Origin of the sequence: Mycobacterium sp. SMC-18, assembly GCF_045310895.1 — a bacterium.
Classification (GTDB): Bacteria; Actinomycetota; Actinomycetes; order Mycobacteriales; family Mycobacteriaceae; genus Mycobacterium.
Genome location: NZ_JBJIAL010000011.1, coordinates 76961 through 91815 on the forward strand (window position 1 = coordinate 76961; position 14855 = coordinate 91815).

At 67.3% G+C, this 14855-nt stretch carries 12 protein-coding genes; 9 read left to right on the forward strand and 3 right to left on the reverse strand.

The annotated features are described in order from the left end of the window. The first annotated feature begins 4 nt into the window (after nucleotides 1-4). The 3 genes from ACJH6J_RS12230 to ACJH6J_RS12240 all read left to right on the forward strand — a co-directional run bounded on the left by ACJH6J_RS12230 (nucleotide 5) and on the right by ACJH6J_RS12240 (nucleotide 5218). Nucleotides 5-2980, forward strand: a complete 2976-nt coding sequence (locus tag ACJH6J_RS12230) for an RND family transporter (RefSeq protein ID WP_406803996.1) — start codon at nucleotides 5-7, stop codon at nucleotides 2978-2980. After that, on the forward strand, nucleotides 2977-4146 hold the full coding sequence (gene pe, locus ACJH6J_RS12235) for an acyltransferase PE (RefSeq protein WP_135356778.1): 1170 nt from the start codon (nucleotides 2977-2979) through the stop codon (nucleotides 4144-4146). The genes ACJH6J_RS12230 and pe overlap by 4 nt, the downstream gene beginning before the upstream one ends. A gap of 175 nt (nucleotides 4147-4321) precedes the next feature. Beyond that, the gene (locus ACJH6J_RS12240) at nucleotides 4322-5218 is read left to right on the forward strand and encodes a hypothetical protein (RefSeq protein ID WP_406801659.1); all 897 of its coding nucleotides are present in this window, start codon (nucleotides 4322-4324) and stop codon (nucleotides 5216-5218) included. Between the two features lie 118 nt (nucleotides 5219-5336). Here the strand turns inward: ACJH6J_RS12240 and ACJH6J_RS12245 are convergent, their stop codons facing one another. Both ACJH6J_RS12245 and ACJH6J_RS12250 read right to left on the reverse strand, forming a co-directional pair. Next, entirely contained in the window at nucleotides 5337-5978 is a 642-nt protein-coding gene (locus tag ACJH6J_RS12245; RefSeq protein WP_406801660.1) for a GAP family protein, read from the reverse strand. A gap of 9 nt (nucleotides 5979-5987) precedes the next feature. After that, nucleotides 5988-7700 carry an AMP-binding protein gene (locus tag ACJH6J_RS12250; RefSeq protein WP_406801661.1) on the reverse strand — a complete coding sequence of 571 codons (1713 nt, stop codon included), beginning with the start codon at nucleotides 7698-7700 and terminating at the stop codon, nucleotides 5988-5990. 317 nt (nucleotides 7701-8017) lie between these two features. On the opposite strand from ACJH6J_RS12250, the gene ACJH6J_RS12255 reads away from it, so the two are divergent. The 6 genes from ACJH6J_RS12255 (at nucleotide 8018) to ACJH6J_RS12280 (ending at nucleotide 14363) form a co-directional block, all read left to right on the forward strand. Continuing rightward, a complete protein-coding gene (locus ACJH6J_RS12255; protein ID WP_406803997.1) occupies nucleotides 8018-8890 on the forward strand; it encodes a CDP-diacylglycerol diphosphatase in 873 nt (290 codons plus the stop codon). 78 nt (nucleotides 8891-8968) lie between these two features. Beyond that, nucleotides 8969-10483, forward strand: a complete 1515-nt coding sequence (locus tag ACJH6J_RS12260; RefSeq protein WP_406803998.1) for a serine/threonine-protein kinase — start codon at nucleotides 8969-8971, stop codon at nucleotides 10481-10483. Between the two features lie 36 nt (nucleotides 10484-10519). Then, a complete protein-coding gene (gene rfbA, locus ACJH6J_RS12265) occupies nucleotides 10520-11389 on the forward strand; it encodes a glucose-1-phosphate thymidylyltransferase RfbA (RefSeq protein WP_212808001.1) in 870 nt (289 codons plus the stop codon). Continuing rightward, complete coding sequence (gene rfbB, locus ACJH6J_RS12270) at nucleotides 11389-12387, forward strand: dTDP-glucose 4,6-dehydratase (RefSeq protein ID WP_406803999.1); 999 nt, start codon at nucleotides 11389-11391, stop codon at nucleotides 12385-12387. Before rfbA ends, rfbB begins: the two co-directional genes overlap by 1 nt. Before the next feature lie 14 nt (nucleotides 12388-12401). After that, complete coding sequence (gene rfbD, locus ACJH6J_RS12275; RefSeq protein ID WP_406804000.1) at nucleotides 12402-13808, forward strand: dTDP-4-dehydrorhamnose reductase; 1407 nt, start codon at nucleotides 12402-12404, stop codon at nucleotides 13806-13808. Nucleotides 13809-13877: 69 nt separating this feature from the next. Further along, nucleotides 13878-14363, forward strand: a complete 486-nt coding sequence (locus ACJH6J_RS12280) for a flavin reductase family protein (RefSeq protein WP_406775412.1) — start codon at nucleotides 13878-13880, stop codon at nucleotides 14361-14363. Between the two features lie 3 nt (nucleotides 14364-14366). Here ACJH6J_RS12280 and ACJH6J_RS12285 read toward each other — a convergent pair whose 3' ends face one another. Next, entirely contained in the window at nucleotides 14367-14855 is a 489-nt protein-coding gene (locus ACJH6J_RS12285) for a CGNR zinc finger domain-containing protein (protein ID WP_406775411.1), read from the reverse strand.

A 14855-nucleotide genomic window follows, 5' to 3' on the forward strand; every position in this document is an offset into this window, starting at 1 on the left:
CCACTTGCGACGGCTAGCCGATTTTGTGGTGCGGTGGCCTTGGGCGGTGATCGGCCTGTGGATCACGCTCGCGGTGGCCCTGCCCCTGGCCGTCCCCAGCCTCAACGAGATGGCCCAGAAGCATCCACTGGCGATGCTGCCCGCCGATGCGCCGTCGAACGTCGCCGCCCGGCACATGACCGAGGCCTTCAAGGAACCCGGTACCGACGACCTGCTGCTCGTCGTCCTGATCAACGACCGCGGCCTGGATCGCAACGACGAAGCCACCTACCGCAAGTTGGTGGACGCTCTGCGCGACGACCCGCACGACGTCGTCATGATGCAGGACTTCATCAGCACCCCGCCGCTGCGCAACTTCATGACCAGCAAGGACAAGAAGGCCTGGGTGCTGCCCGTCGGCCTGGCCGGCGCGCTGGGGACACCGCAGTCGTACGCCGCCTACAACCGGGTGGCCGACATCGTGCGGCACAGCACCGCCGGCAGCCCGCTGAAGATCCACTTGTCCGGACCGGCGGCCACCGTCGCCGACCTCACCGTCGCCGGTGAGAAGGACCGGATGCCCATCGAGATCGCCATCGCGGTCCTCGTGCTCCTGGTGCTGCTGATCGTCTACCGCAATCCCGTCACCATGATGCTGCCGCTCGCCGGCATCGGCATGTCGCTGGTGATCGCGCAGGCGACGGTCGCCGGACTGTCCCAGCTGACCGGGCTGGGGGTGTCGAACCAGGCCATCATCCTGTTGAGCGCCATGATCTTCGGCGCGGGCACCGACTACGCGGTGTTCCTGATCAGCCGCTACCACGACTATGTGCGGCAGGGCCTGGAATCGACCGACGCCGTCCGGCGGGCGCTGGGCTCCGTCGGCAAGGTCATCACGGCGTCGGCCGCGACCGTCGGCGTCACCTTCCTCGGCATCAGCTTCGCCAAGATGGGCGTCTTCTCCACGGTTGGCGTCTCGTCGGCCATCGGCATCCTGGTGGCGTTCCTCGCCGCGGTGACGCTGCTGCCCGCGATCATCACGCTCGTCGGGCCGCGGGGCTGGATCAAACCGCGCAACGAGATCACCGCACAGCTGTGGCGGCGGTCCGGCGCGCGCATCGTCCGCCGACCGAAGCTGCACCTGGTGGCCAGCCTGCTGGTGCTGCTCCTGCTGGCCAGCGCCGCGGGCTTCGCGAAGTTCAACTACGACGACCGCAAGGCCGTCGCAGCGTCGGCCCCGAGCTCCATCGGGTACGCCGCGCTCGAGAGCCACTTCAACGTCAACCAGTCGGTGCCGTCCTACGTCCTCGTCCAATCGCCGCGCGACCTGCGCTCGCCGCAGGCCCTCGCGGACCTGGAGCAGATGGCGTCGCGCATCAGCCAGCTACCGGACGTCGCCATGGTCAGCGGCATCACCCGTCCCCTCGGCGAGGTGCCGCCGGAGTTCCGGGCCACCTTCCAGGCCGGCCTGGTCGGTGACCGGCTGACAGAAGGCGCGGGCATGATCGGCCAGCGCACCAACGACATCAACCGGCTGGCCAAGGGCGCCGACACGCTCGCGACCAACCTCGCCGACGTGCGCGGCCAGGTCGGCCAGATCGCCACGCAACTGCAGACGACGCTCGACGCCTTCACCGCGATCCGCAGCCAGTACGGCGGCAACAAGCTGGTGCAGAACGTGGAAGTCGCGGCCAAGCTCGTCAACAGCGTCAGCAAGCTGGGCAACACCCTGGGGCTGAATTACACAGCGGCCAAAGACATGTTCGGCTGGGTCGGCCCGGTGCTGGCGGCGCTGCAGAACAACGCGGTGTGCGACCTCGACCTGTCGTGTGCCGAAACCCGCGGCCACTTCCAGCGTCTGGAAGAAGCGCGCCAGGACGGCACCATCGACGAGATCAACAAGCTCGCCGGGCAGCTGCAGACCATGCAGGACCAGAAGACGCTCAACGCGTCGGTGCAGCAACTCCAGAGTGCGATGACCAACCTGACGAAGGTGATGCGCACCATGGGGATGGACAGTCCCGCGGGCGCGCAGGCCAATCTGACTAAGCTCCGTCAAGGTGCCGATCGGTCGGCGAGCGGCAGCCGCGAAGTCGCCAACGGGGTCGACGAGGTCGTCGAACAGATCCAGCTGATGCGGTCGGGCCTCGACCAGGCCGGGGCGTTCCTGCTGTCGATGAAACAGAACGCGGGCGGCCCGACCCAGGCGGGCTTCAACATCCCGCCCGAGGTGCTGCAGCTCGAGGCCTTCAAGTCGGCGTCCAAGATGTTCATCTCGCCCGACGGGCACTCGGTGCGCTACCTCGTGCTCACCAAACTCGACCCGTTCAGCGCCGCGGCGATGGACCAGGTCAACACCATCCGCGACACCGCCCGCGGCGCCCAGCCGAACACGTCGCTGTCGGATGCCACGGTGTCGATGGGCGGCTATCCCGTGGCGCTCAAGGACACCCGCGACTACTACCAGAACGACATCCGGTTCATCATCATCGTCACCGTCGCGGTGGTGCTGCTGATTCTGATGCTGTTGCTGCGGTCGCTCATCGCGCCGCTGTATCTGGTTGGCTCCGTGGTGCTTTCGTACTTCGCGGCGCTCGGCATCGGCGTCGTGGTCTTCCAGTACCTGTTCCACCAGCCGCTGCACTGGACCGTCCCACCATTGGCTTTCGTGGTGCTCGTCGCGGTCGGCGCCGACTACAACATGCTGTTCGTCTCGCGCATGCGTGACGAATCGCCACACGGCATGCGGTACGGCATCATCCGCACGCTGTCGTCGACCGGCGGCGTCATCACCGCGGCCGGCCTGATCTTCGCGGCCTCCATGTGGGGTCTGCTGTTCTCCAGCATCGGTACCGTGATCCAGGGCGGCTTCGTCATCGGCGCCGGCATCCTGCTGGACACCTTCCTGGTGCGGACCATCACCGTGCCTGCCATGGCCACGCTCGTCGGAGAAGCGAACTGGTGGCCGTCCCGCCCGAAACCGCAGGGGAGCAACGTATGAACAAGCGACTTGCCAGCTCGTTGGCGATTGCCACCACGCTGTTGACGGTCGGTGCTTCCGGGCCCCTCGCCGACTGGATCGCGACGGCCGACGAGCCCTGGACCGGTCCCGGTTCCAGCTCTGACGCCGGCTCCGGCGGCCCGCTCGTGCCGGCCATCCCGCCGATCGGCACCCCCGGCCGTGGGTACGCACTCGGCGGCGCGCACGTCATGGGCATCCCGTACGACGAGTACATCCGTCGTACCGGCGCCGACTGGTTCCCGGGTCTCAATCGGGAGATCGTCGACTACCCCGCCGGCCAGGTGCAGGGCCACGTGCTCAGCGTCATCCCGGGCATCGACGAGCTACATCAGAAGATGCCCGAGATCGGCTTGAACGGCCCCAGCATTGGTGAGTCCGTCGAGGTCGGCAAGAACAACGTCATCAACCGCGTTCAGGCCGGCGGCCCCGGCACGGTGATCGGCCTGTCCGAGGGCGCCATGGTCGTGCACGCCGTGCAGGACCGGCTCGCGTACGACCCGGCCGCGCCGCCACCCAACGAGCTGTCGTTCGCCACCTACGGTGACCCGCTCGCCATCAACCCGTGGACGCAGAGCTTCCTGCGGCAGACCTACCCCGTCGGCAGCACGGTCCCCGCGCTCGACTTCCTGATGCCGCCGGTGGTCGACAGTCAGTACGACACTTACCAATTCATCTCCGCGTACGACAGCATCGCCGACTGGCCGGACCGCCCGGACAACCTGATGGCGCTCGCGAACGCCGTCGTCGGCCTCGCCACCGGCCACACCGCGGTGGCGTTCACCAACCCGAAGAACGTGCCGCCGCAGAACATCATCAAGACCGTCAACTCCCGCGGCGCGACGACCACGACGTACATGATCCCCGAGCAGCACCTGCCGCTCGTCGTGCCGTTCAAGTACCTCGGCATGTCCGAAGCGGACATGAATCACCTTGACGCCGTGATGAAACCCATGGTGGATGCGGGATATTCGCGCAACGACGACCCGGCGACCGCGCCCGTCACCGTCGATCCCGTCAACGGCTACGACCCCGCTGCCGCCACCGCCCCGGCCACGCAGGCCGCCTTCGGTGGTGCCGCCGACCCGGTGTCCCAGCTGATGTCGGGTATCAACTACGTGCTCAGCCACGGGCCGAGCGCGCACTAGGGGTTGCGCGTCCTCGCTCGGTCCGCGAGTGTGCGTACAGATCGCGAGAATCGCGTTTGGGGCGCGCTGGCAGCACATTCGCGGAACTGAGCGGGCTATCCACAGTGCGCGATCCATCCACAGATCGTGCCTTCGCGGTTCCCGCGATACCTGCGATGCCGCAATGTGAGTGCTTGTGCAGACCCCATTCATCGGCAGCGAGGCGGTTGCCGCCGGGCGAGTGCGGAAGCATCAATTGCGCTCCCGGTACACCGCGATGTTCCCCGACGTCTACACCGACAAGTCGGGTGACGACCTCACGATCTACCACCGAGCCACGGCGGCCTGGTTGTGGTCACGGCGCGGTGGGGTGATTGCCGGCCTTACCGCCTCGCGCCTGCATGGCGCGGATTACATCGAAGATCGCCTCCCGATCGAACTGGCCTGGTCGGGCCGCCGGCCACCAGCTGGAATCGTCACGCACAAGGTTCAACTGGCGGCAGACGACGTCGTTGTTCGCGGCGGACTTCCCTTCACCAGCGTTGAGCGGACGGCCTTCGACATCGGCCGCCGCGGCACCCTCGATGAGTCGATCGCTCGGCTCGACGCACTCGGCAACGCAACCGGTTTCACGGCGGATGCCGTCCGCCGGCTTGCGCTCGAACATCGCGGCGCGCGCGGCATGCGGCAATTGGTCGCCGCCCTCGACCTCTATGACGCGGGTGCCGAGTCGCCACCCGAGACCTGGTTACGGCTATTGCTCATTCGCGCCGGGTACCCGAGACCGACGACGCAAATTCCGGTGCGGAGTGCCGACGGCAAGCGGCAGTACTACCTCGACATGGGTTGGGAGAAATACAAGTTGGCAGTCGAGTACGACGGTGACCATCACCGGACGGACCCACGTCGGTTCGCCCACGACATCATTCGATCAGAGGACCTAGATGAGTTGGGCTGGACGCGGATACGAGTGGTCAAGCGGCACGCCGAAAGTGATGTGCTGGCCCGGGTGGCTCGAGCCTGGGCCGCGACTGGTGAACCCGCACCGGCATCCCTCGTCGAGCGTGCATCCAGATCACGGAAAATTGCGTAGGGATGCGCTGTCTGCACATTCGCGACGATGCGCGGCCCGGCGGTTCGCGAGCGTGCACACAGATCGCGGATCCGGGGTTCGGGAAGCGCTGGCTGCACATTCGCGGCCACAACGGCAACTAGATCCCCACCGCACCCGCGGTGACGAGCACAACACCCACTGCCGCCAGCAGACCCGCGACCTCGTGACGCTGGCGCGCGCGAATCCAGTTGTGCAGGTTGCTCATTGCGGTGCGCGTGCGTTGCGGTGCGATGAGGTAGGCCAGCAGCGGGATTTCGACCAGCGAGAACGCCACCACGTTGAAGGTCACCAGCGCACCCATTCGCACCCCCGCCTCGAGGTGCGCGGCGGCGATGACGGCCAGCGCCGCGAGATAGTCGACCGAGGGCAGCGCGATGCCCAGGCCCGCGACGCCCGCGACCCACAGCGACCGCCCGGTGAGCAGCCGGGTCAGCCAGTCCGGGACGGTCCGCTCGCGCCCCTTCGTCACGGCCAGCAGCACTGCAGCCACCAAGGCCAATACGCCGATCACGATCTGGACCGTCGGCAGGTTGAAATGTGCTGAGGCCCAAGCGGGTAACCGGGACTCGAGGAAGAACAGCACCACCGCGCCGACGGACAGGCCCATCAGGAAACCGCCGCACAGGAATGCCGCCAGCTGCAGGTGCGGGCGCGGCCGGTTCAGCATGACAACGGACATGCCGATGCGGAACGGCTCCAGGCTGACCGCGATCGCCATCACCAGCAGGGTGATCCACATGCGGTGCGGTTACGCGTCCAACCGGATGAACTGTCCCTGCCGATACTGCTCGACACACGCCGACCGCCGCATCTTGCCGCTCGTGGTGGTCGGGATGGACCCGGCTTCCACCAGAACGACGTCGGCGACCTGCAACCCGTGTGCCCGCGAAATCGCCGCCACCACATCGTTTTTCAGCCCGTCGAGCGTCGCGGCATCGGCGCGCGCCTTGAGCTCGATGATGGTGACCAGCTGGTCGGTGTGGTCGTCGGTCACGGCGATCGCCGCCACCCGTCCCCGGCTGATCTTCTGCACCGTCGCTTCGATGTCGTCGGAGTAGTGGTTGCGGCCGCGCACGATCAGCATGTCCTTGATGCGGCCCACGATGAACAAGTCGCCATCTGAGATGAAGCCCTGATCCCCGGTGCGCAGCCAGCCCGTCCCGGGGGTGCCCTCGGGGGCGTTCACCAGGGTCGCGTCGAAGGCGGACCCGGTCTGCTCGGGCTTGCGCCAATACCCGGCGGACACGTTGTCGCCACGGACCCAGATTTCGCCGACGACGCCGTCGGGGCACACCTGGCAGGTGTCGGCATCGACGATCTCGAGGAGCGGCGAGGGCGCCCGCCCGTACCGCATGAGCGGCGTCCCACCGGGTTTGCGCAAGGCGATGCCCTGCGTCAGTTCTTCGGCGGCGAACTCGACGACCTCGGGCGGCCGGCCGTGCGCACCGCTGGCCACATAGAGCGTGGCCTCGGCCAGGCCGTAGGACGGCACCATCATCTCGGGCCGGAAGCCGACGGCCGCGAAGCGCTCGTCGAACTTGATCAGGGTGGGCGGGTGGATGCGCTCGGCGCCGTTGTTGATGCCGATGACGCCGCTGAGGTCGAGCTCGGCCATCTCCTCGTCGGTGACGCGGCGCGTAGCGAGATCAAACGCGAAGTTCGGCGCCGCCGACCACGCCGGGTTGTTCCGCGACAGCGCCTGCAGCCAGCGGACCGGGCGCGTCAGGAAGGCGATCGGACTCATGAGGTCGGCCTTGTGGCCGGAGAAGATGGGCACCGCGATCCCGAGCACCAGGCCCATGTCGTGGTAGAAGGGCAGCCACGAGACCAGCGTCGACCCCGGCGGCAGCTCGCCGCCGTGCTGCGACAGCAGATCGGCGAGCAACTGCTCGATGTTCACGCGCAGGTTCTTGTGCGAGATCATCACGCCGGCCGGCAACCGCGTCGACCCCGACGTGTACTGCAGGTAGGCGATGTCCGGGCCGGCCGGCACCTCTTCATCGAAGTCCCGGTCCGCGTCCAGATCGAGCGTGTCGACGGCGATCACGGCGACCATCGAGGCACCGTCGTCCACGTTCTGCGCGGCGATGTCGAACGCGGCCGCGGTGGTCAGCACGACCGTCGGCGACGTGTCGGTGATGACGGCGCTCACCCGCTCGTCATGCGAACCCGGTAGCGGGACCGACAGCGGCACCGCGATGAAACCCGCCTGCATGGCGCCCAGGAACCCGACGATGTAGGCCAGACCCTGCGGCGCGATGATCAGCGCGCGGTCGCCGGGGACGCCGTGCATGCGGAGCTCGTGCGCCACGTTGAGGGTGCGACGGTACAGCTGGGCCCAGGTCAGGCTCTCGGTGACGCCGTCCCAGTCGTGGTCGTAGTCGGTGAAGGTGTAGGCCACGTCGTCGGGAGTCGCGCCGGCGCGCTCGCGCAGCACGGACAGAATCGACGCATCGGACATGGCGCCAGGTTACTCAACTCACATGTGACCGGTGGTACCTGGTTTGCCGGCGCGGGTTACACCGATCACCGAGGCCGGGCTCTCCACAGACACCTTCCGTCGGGAGCCGTCAACTTTCGTTGACGGTCAAGGAAAGTTGACGGCTCCAAATCCAATGTGTCGAAAGAAGAGCCGATCAACGGAAACCGGTGCATGTCCCCCAATCGGGGGACGCCGATTTCGTCCGGTCGAGGGCCCGATCAGCGGACTGACCTGGGCCGTCGGTTCCGCGAAGGTTGTTTCAACGCCAAAACGGCCCACAACCTTCAGGAGACGATATGACCACCACGACCGTGACCACCCGCTCCCGCTTCACCCGCCGTATCGCGGCCGCCGCCGCCCTGGTGGCAGCGCCGGCGCTGGCGTTCGGTCTCTCGCCCGCCGCCCACGCGGAGACGGGCACGCAGCATTTCATGGAGTGCGACCTCACCCACAAGGACGACAAGATCTGGGACGGCGTGAAGCCGCCGGCGCACGGCGTGGGAGAGCACTCGCCGAAGAACCCGGGTCACAACTTGCAGGTCCAGTGGCCGGGCAATGACTCGACCCGTGGCTTCGCTGTGCACCCGGGCAAGCACGACATCAAGGCGGTCCAGGATCTGCTGGTGGTGCCGACGGTCCGGGAGACCGGGATCGAATGCCCCAACCTGCTGCGCTCGGACGCCCCGAACTACTTCAAGGACGCCTACGACTCGATCCACTTCGGGAGCTCGCCGGACTGGGCCCTCGGCATCAACTCGCAGGACGGCCGCGGATACGACCAACTGCACATCCACCTCACCCGGCTCTACGGCCCCGCCCGCGAAGACATCGACCGGGCGGTCAAGGCCGGCAAGGTCAGCAAGGACGAGCACAAGTGGGTCGACCAGGTCATCGAGGTCACCGACCACGACAAGACCTTCGTCCAGAACAGCAAGCATCAGTACCGGGCCTGGAACGCGAACGGCATCGACACCAACTTCTTCGCCAAGCTGAACGACGACGTCGTCACGCCGCTCTACAACCACGGCAACAAGCACGCCGCGATGGCGCACGAGACCATGCTGGTCACGCTCAACCACGAGGGCAACGGGCTCATCGTCCTGGCCAGCGACACCAACAGCGGCATCCACGGTGTCGACCAGATCGAGGGCATCATGGACAAGCGGTAAGGCCATGCGTCGACCGGCGGCCACTCGGGCGAGTCTCGAGTGGCCGCCGATTCGCGTTCTGGCAGTTACGATCCGACCATGTCGCTGCCCGATGGATCGGTTTTCGCCGGTTTCACCGTGGTCAGGAAATTGGGTGCCGGCGGCATGGGTGAGGTGTATCTGGTCCAGCATCCGCGGCTGCCCCGCACCGACGCGCTGAAGGTTCTGCCGGCCTCCCTGTCCGCCGATGCCGAATACCGGCGGCGCTTCGAACGCGAGGCCGACGCCGCGGCGACGTTGTGGCATCAGCACATCGTCGGAGTGCACGACCGCGGCGAATACGACGGGCGCCTGTGGATCTCGATGGACTACGTCGAGGGCTCCGACGCGGGCAACGTCCTCCGGACGCAGTGCCCTCGTGGGATGCCGCGGGACCAGGTGATCGCGATCGTCACCGCGATCGCCGACGCGCTGGATCATGCGCACAGCCGAGGACTGCTGCACCGCGACGTCAAACCCGCGAACATCCTGTTGGGCGCAGGCGGCCCCGGTCGCGGGCGGGTACTGCTCGCGGATTTCGGGATCGCCCGGCGCGTCGACGATTTCGACGGCCTGACGTCGACGAACATGACGCTCGGCACGCCGAACTACGCGGCGCCCGAGCAATTGCTCGGTGAGCCGCTGGACGGTCGATCCGACCAATACGCTTTGGCCGCCACCGCTTTTCAGCTACTGACCGGCCAGCCCCCAGGTGGCGATTCGACGCCCGTCGTGCTCATCAGCCAGCGTGTCAGTGGTGTGGTGCCACGGCTGGCCGATGTCCGCCCGGACCTCGCCGACCTGGACCCTGTGATGGCCATTGCGATGGCCCGCCGGCCCGCTGACCGCTTCCGTTCGTGCGGGGATTTCGCCGCGGCGCTGGCGCGTGGTGCGGCGGCGACGGTGCCCCCGATCGCCACCGCGCACGCGGTACCCGGTGTGCCGACTGTCGCATCCGCGCCGTCGCCCGCGCCCATGGGCCTTGTGCGCCAAGCGGATCCGTCGTCAACGCCGCGGTCCGGAATGAGTCCGACGGCCTGGGCGCTGATCGGCGTGGGGATCCTGCTGGTGGTGGCGTTGGTCTTCGTCGGCGTCGTGCTGATGCGCGGGCATGACGGACGCAGCGGCCCAACGACTTCGGCGGAGGCCACGACGACCATGTCCGAGCCGACGGGCGTGACCGTGACGTCGGTCGATTCCACCGAGCCGGAGCCCCCGACCTCGCTGGTGCCCACCACCGCGCGAATGGTGCTGCCCGACGCCGACACCCGCGGCTTCACCACCTACAACGGCGCCGCCCGGTGCACGGGAGCCGACGAGGCCGCGATGATCCTGCGCACCGCGCAGTCGGCGGTCGTGATCTGCCGCAGCAGCGTCGGGGTGCTGTATTACCTGGGCTATCGAATCTCCGACGGTGCGACGATCCGCTTGGGCACCGTGAACGAGTCCGGCGACGGCTTCGTCGCGTTCAACGATCCCGATGCCGCCGAGTACCACGTCTCGTCGTCAGGCCTGGAAATCGTGCAGAACGGCAAGACGCTGGCATCCGAGCCTGCGGTGGAGTCGGCTCGGTGAGCACCTGACGCGGTGCGCGTATGTCAGGATGGCCGGGTGAAAGGCATCATCCTGGCCGGGGGCGCGGGCACGCGACTACACCCCGTCACCGCCGGGGTGTCCAAGCAGCTGATCCCGGTCTACGACAAGCCGATGATCTATTACCCGCTGTCCACGTTGATGCTGGCGGGGATCACCGACATCCTCGTGATCACGACGCCGCTCGACGCGCCGAGTTTCGAACGGCTGCTCGGCGACGGTTCGCAGTACGGCGTCTCGATCAGCTATGCCCAGCAGCCGTCGCCCGACGGGCTGGCGCAGGCCTTCACCATCGGCGCCGACTTCCTCGGCGGCGACAGCGTGGCGCTCGTCCTCGGCGACAACCTGCTGTACGGCCCGGGCCTGGGCACGCAGCTGCAGCGGTTCAACAACGTCGACGGCGGCGCGATCTTCGGCTACTGGGTCGCCGAACCGTCGGCCTACGGCGTCATCGAATTCGACGATGCCGGGCAGGCGGTTTCGCTCGAGGAAAAGCCCGCGGTGCCGAAGAGCAACTACGCCGTGCCGGGGCTGTACTTCTACAGCAACGACGTGGTGTCGATCGCCCGTGAGTTGAAGCCCAGTGCCCGCGGCGAGTACGAGATCACCGACATCAACCGAACGTATCTGGCGCAGAACCGGTTACGCGTACAGGTGCTGCCGCGCGGCACGGCGTGGCTCGACACCGGGACGTTCGATCAGATGACCGACGCCGCCGAGTTCGTGCGGACCATCGAGCGCCGCACCGGTCTGAAAATCGGGGTGCCCGAGGAAATCGCCTGGCGGCGTGGCTATCTCAGCAGCGACGAGCTGCGCGAGCGCGCCGAGCCGTTGGTGAAGTCCGGCTACGGCACATACCTGCTGGACCTGCTGAGCAGGGGGTACTGATGGCACGGCTGCTGGTCACCGGGGGCGCCGGATTCATCGGCGCCAACTTCGTCCGGTACGTCCTGGCCCACACCGACCATCACGTCACGGTGCTGGACAAGCTGACCTACGCGGGCAACCGGGAATCCCTTGCCGGCCTGCCCGAACAGCGGATGACGTTCGTCCTGGGTGACGTGGCCGACGCCGCGCTGGTCGACGAGCTGATGGCGACGACGGACATCGTGGTGCACTTCGCCGCCGAATCGCACAACGACAACTCGCTGCGCGATCCGGAACCGTTCCTGCACACCAATGTGGTCGGGACGTTCACGCTGCTGGAGTCGGTCCGCAAGCACGGCACCCGACTGCACCACATCTCGACCGACGAGGTCTACGGCGACCTCGAACTCGACGACCCCGCCAAGTTCACCGAACGCACGGCCTACAACCCGTCGTCGCCCTATTCGTCGACCAAAGCCGGCAGTGACCTGCTGGTCCGGGCCTGGGTGCGCTCGTTCGGTGTCCGCGCCACAATCTCCAACTGCTCCAACAACTATGGGTCCTACCAGCACGTCGAGAAGTTCATTCCGCGGCAGATCACCAACGTGCTGTGCGGTATCCGGCCGAAGCTGTACGGCGCGGGCCGCAATGTGCGGGACTGGATCCACGTTGACGACCACTCGTCCGCCGTGCTGACGATCATCGAGAAGGGGCGCCTCGGCGAGACCTATCTGATCGGCGCCAACGGCGAAAAGGACAACAAGACCGTCATCGAGATGATCCTGACGCAGATGGGCCAGCCGTCCGACGGCTACGACCACGTGACGGACCGCGCCGGACACGACCTGCGTTACGCCATCGATTCGACCAAGCTGCGCACCGAACTCGGTTGGTGGCCAAAATATGTCGACTTCGCCGACGGGCTGAGCGCCACCATCGCCTGGTATCGCGACAACGAGGCATGGTGGCGTCCGGTCAAGGACGCCACCGAAGCGCGCTACGCGAGCCAGGGCCAGTGAGCGATGGGCAACCCGTGACCGAGTACGGAAAACCGTTGTCCGCCAATGCCACACCGATTCCGGGCCTGACCGTCTGGGACCTGCCCGTGCACGGCGACAACCGCGGCTGGTTCAAGGAGAACTGGCAGCGCGAGAAGATGACGGCGCTCGGGCTGCCGGATTTCGGGCCCGTGCAGAACAACATCTCCTTCAACGACGCGGCGGGCACGACCCGCGGCATCCACGCCGAACCGTGGGACAAGTTCGTCTCGGTGGCGACCGGCCGGATCTTCGGCGCCTGGGTCGACCTGCGCGACGGCCCGACGTTCGGCGCGGTGTTCACCGCCGAGCTCGATCCATCGCAGGCGGTATTCGTACCCCGCGGGGTCGGCAACGCGTTCCAGACCCTGGCGCCCGACACCGCGTACGTCTACCTCGTCAACGACCACTATTCGCCTGACGCACAGTATGTTTCGGTGAACTTGGCCGACGAGACGCTGGCCATCGACTGGCCGATTCCGCTCGAACGCGCCGAGCTCTCGGCCAAGGACCGGACGCATCCGCGGCTGGCGGACATCCAGCCGGTCGCACCGCGAAAGACGTTGGTACTGGGCGCCGATGGCCAAGTCGGCCGGGCCCTGCGCGCCGAATACGGTGACGACCCCAGCGTCGAGTTCGTCACCCGCGAGCAGGTGGACCTGTCCGGTGACCTCGAGTCGGTGCTGCGTTGGCAGGACTACGACACCGTCATCAACGCCGCCGCGTACACCGCCGTGGACGCGGCCGAGACCCCGACCGGGCGAGCCGACGCCTGGGCCGTCAACGTCACCGGCGTTGCGGCGCTGGCCCGTATCGCGACCGCCCGCGGCCTCACGCTGGTGCATCTCTCCAGTGACTACGTGTTCGACGGCACTTCCGACTCGCCCTACCGGGAGGACGACCCGATCGCCCCGCTCGGCGTGTACGGCCAGACCAAGGCGGCCGGCGACCAGATCATCGCGACGGTGCCGCGGCACTACATCCTGCGGACGTCGTGGGTGATCGGGGACGGCCGCAACTTCGTGCGGACCATGGCGTCGCTGGCCGAGCGCGGCGTCGACCCGTCCGTGGTCGACGATCAGGTCGGGCGGCTGACGTTCACCTCCGAGCTGGCCCGGGCGATCCGGCACCTGACCACGACCGGCGCGCCGTACGGGACGTACAACGTCACCGGTTCGGGCCCGGCGATGTCGTGGGCGGACATCGCCCGCCGGGTGTTCGAGCTCTCCGGCCACGATCCGGCGCGGGTGACAGGCGTCAGCACCGAGGCCTACTTCGCCTCGGCGACCGGCGCGGTGGCCCCGCGGCCGCGCAACAGCGTGCTCGACACCCAGAAGCTGGAATCAGCGGGATTCATACCCGAGGCGGCCGAAGACTCGCTGGCGCGCTACCTCGGCCGGTAGCAGGGCGTTCCCGCCAAGCGGACGCTTGCTCGGGTGCCTCGGGGAGTGCCATGTGAAGATGGACGGACTATGAGCTCTACAGATCTCAGCCCGGCATCCCTGCGCGCGGCGTTCGGCCACTTCCCGATCGGTGTCGTCGCCATCGCAGCCCACGTCAACGGCGAGAAGGTCGGCCTGGCCGCCAGCACCTTCGTGCCCGTGTCGCTGGAACCGCCGCTGGTGTCGTTCTGTGTGCAGAACACGTCGACCACCTGGCCGAAGCTCAAGGACCTGCCGGCCCTGGGCATCAGCGTGCTGGGCCAGCAGCACGACGCCGCGGCGCGCACGCTGGCCGCCAAGACCGGTGACCGCTTCGCCGGCATGGAAACCGAGGCACGCGACAACGGTGCGCTGTTCATCCACGGCACCAGCGTGTGGCTCGAGACGTCGATCGATCAGCTGGTCCCCGCCGGCGATCACACCATCGTGGTCCTGGCGATCAGTGACATCGTCATCAACCCCGACGTCGAGCCGATGGTCTTCCACCGCAGCGCATTCCGCCGCCTGGAGGCCTGAGACTCAACCACTGCGCCGTGATGATGCCCGATGCCGCCGCACGGCGTCGCGGTTGGCGCAAGGGTGGCTGCAGTATTTCTGCGTCCCCGGTCGAGTGAAGTCGACGAAGGCGTTCGAGCAGCCGGCCCGTGCACATCTGCGTATCCGGTGCAGGCCCCGGTCAGTGAGGTACTGGGCCGCAGCGGCGCTGGTAGCGCCGGCCAGGGTGGCGGCGAATCCAGCGTCGGGAGCGCGGTAGTGCAGGTGCCAGCCGCTGCCGTCGTGATTGGTGATCGACGGACTGGTCGTATAGCGGTCCAGCAGTTCATTGAGAACGCTCACCCGGTCTTCATCGGTGCGTGCCTCGACCAGCTTTTCCCACTGCTGTAAGAACTCTCGCACGTGACGCAGGTCTTCGGCCGTCGCATCTTGGTCGGTCGGCATCGCCCGGGCGGTCCATCGATCCTGGAGCTCGGCGGGCGTGGATGCGGGCCGGTTGAGCAGGTCGGTCAC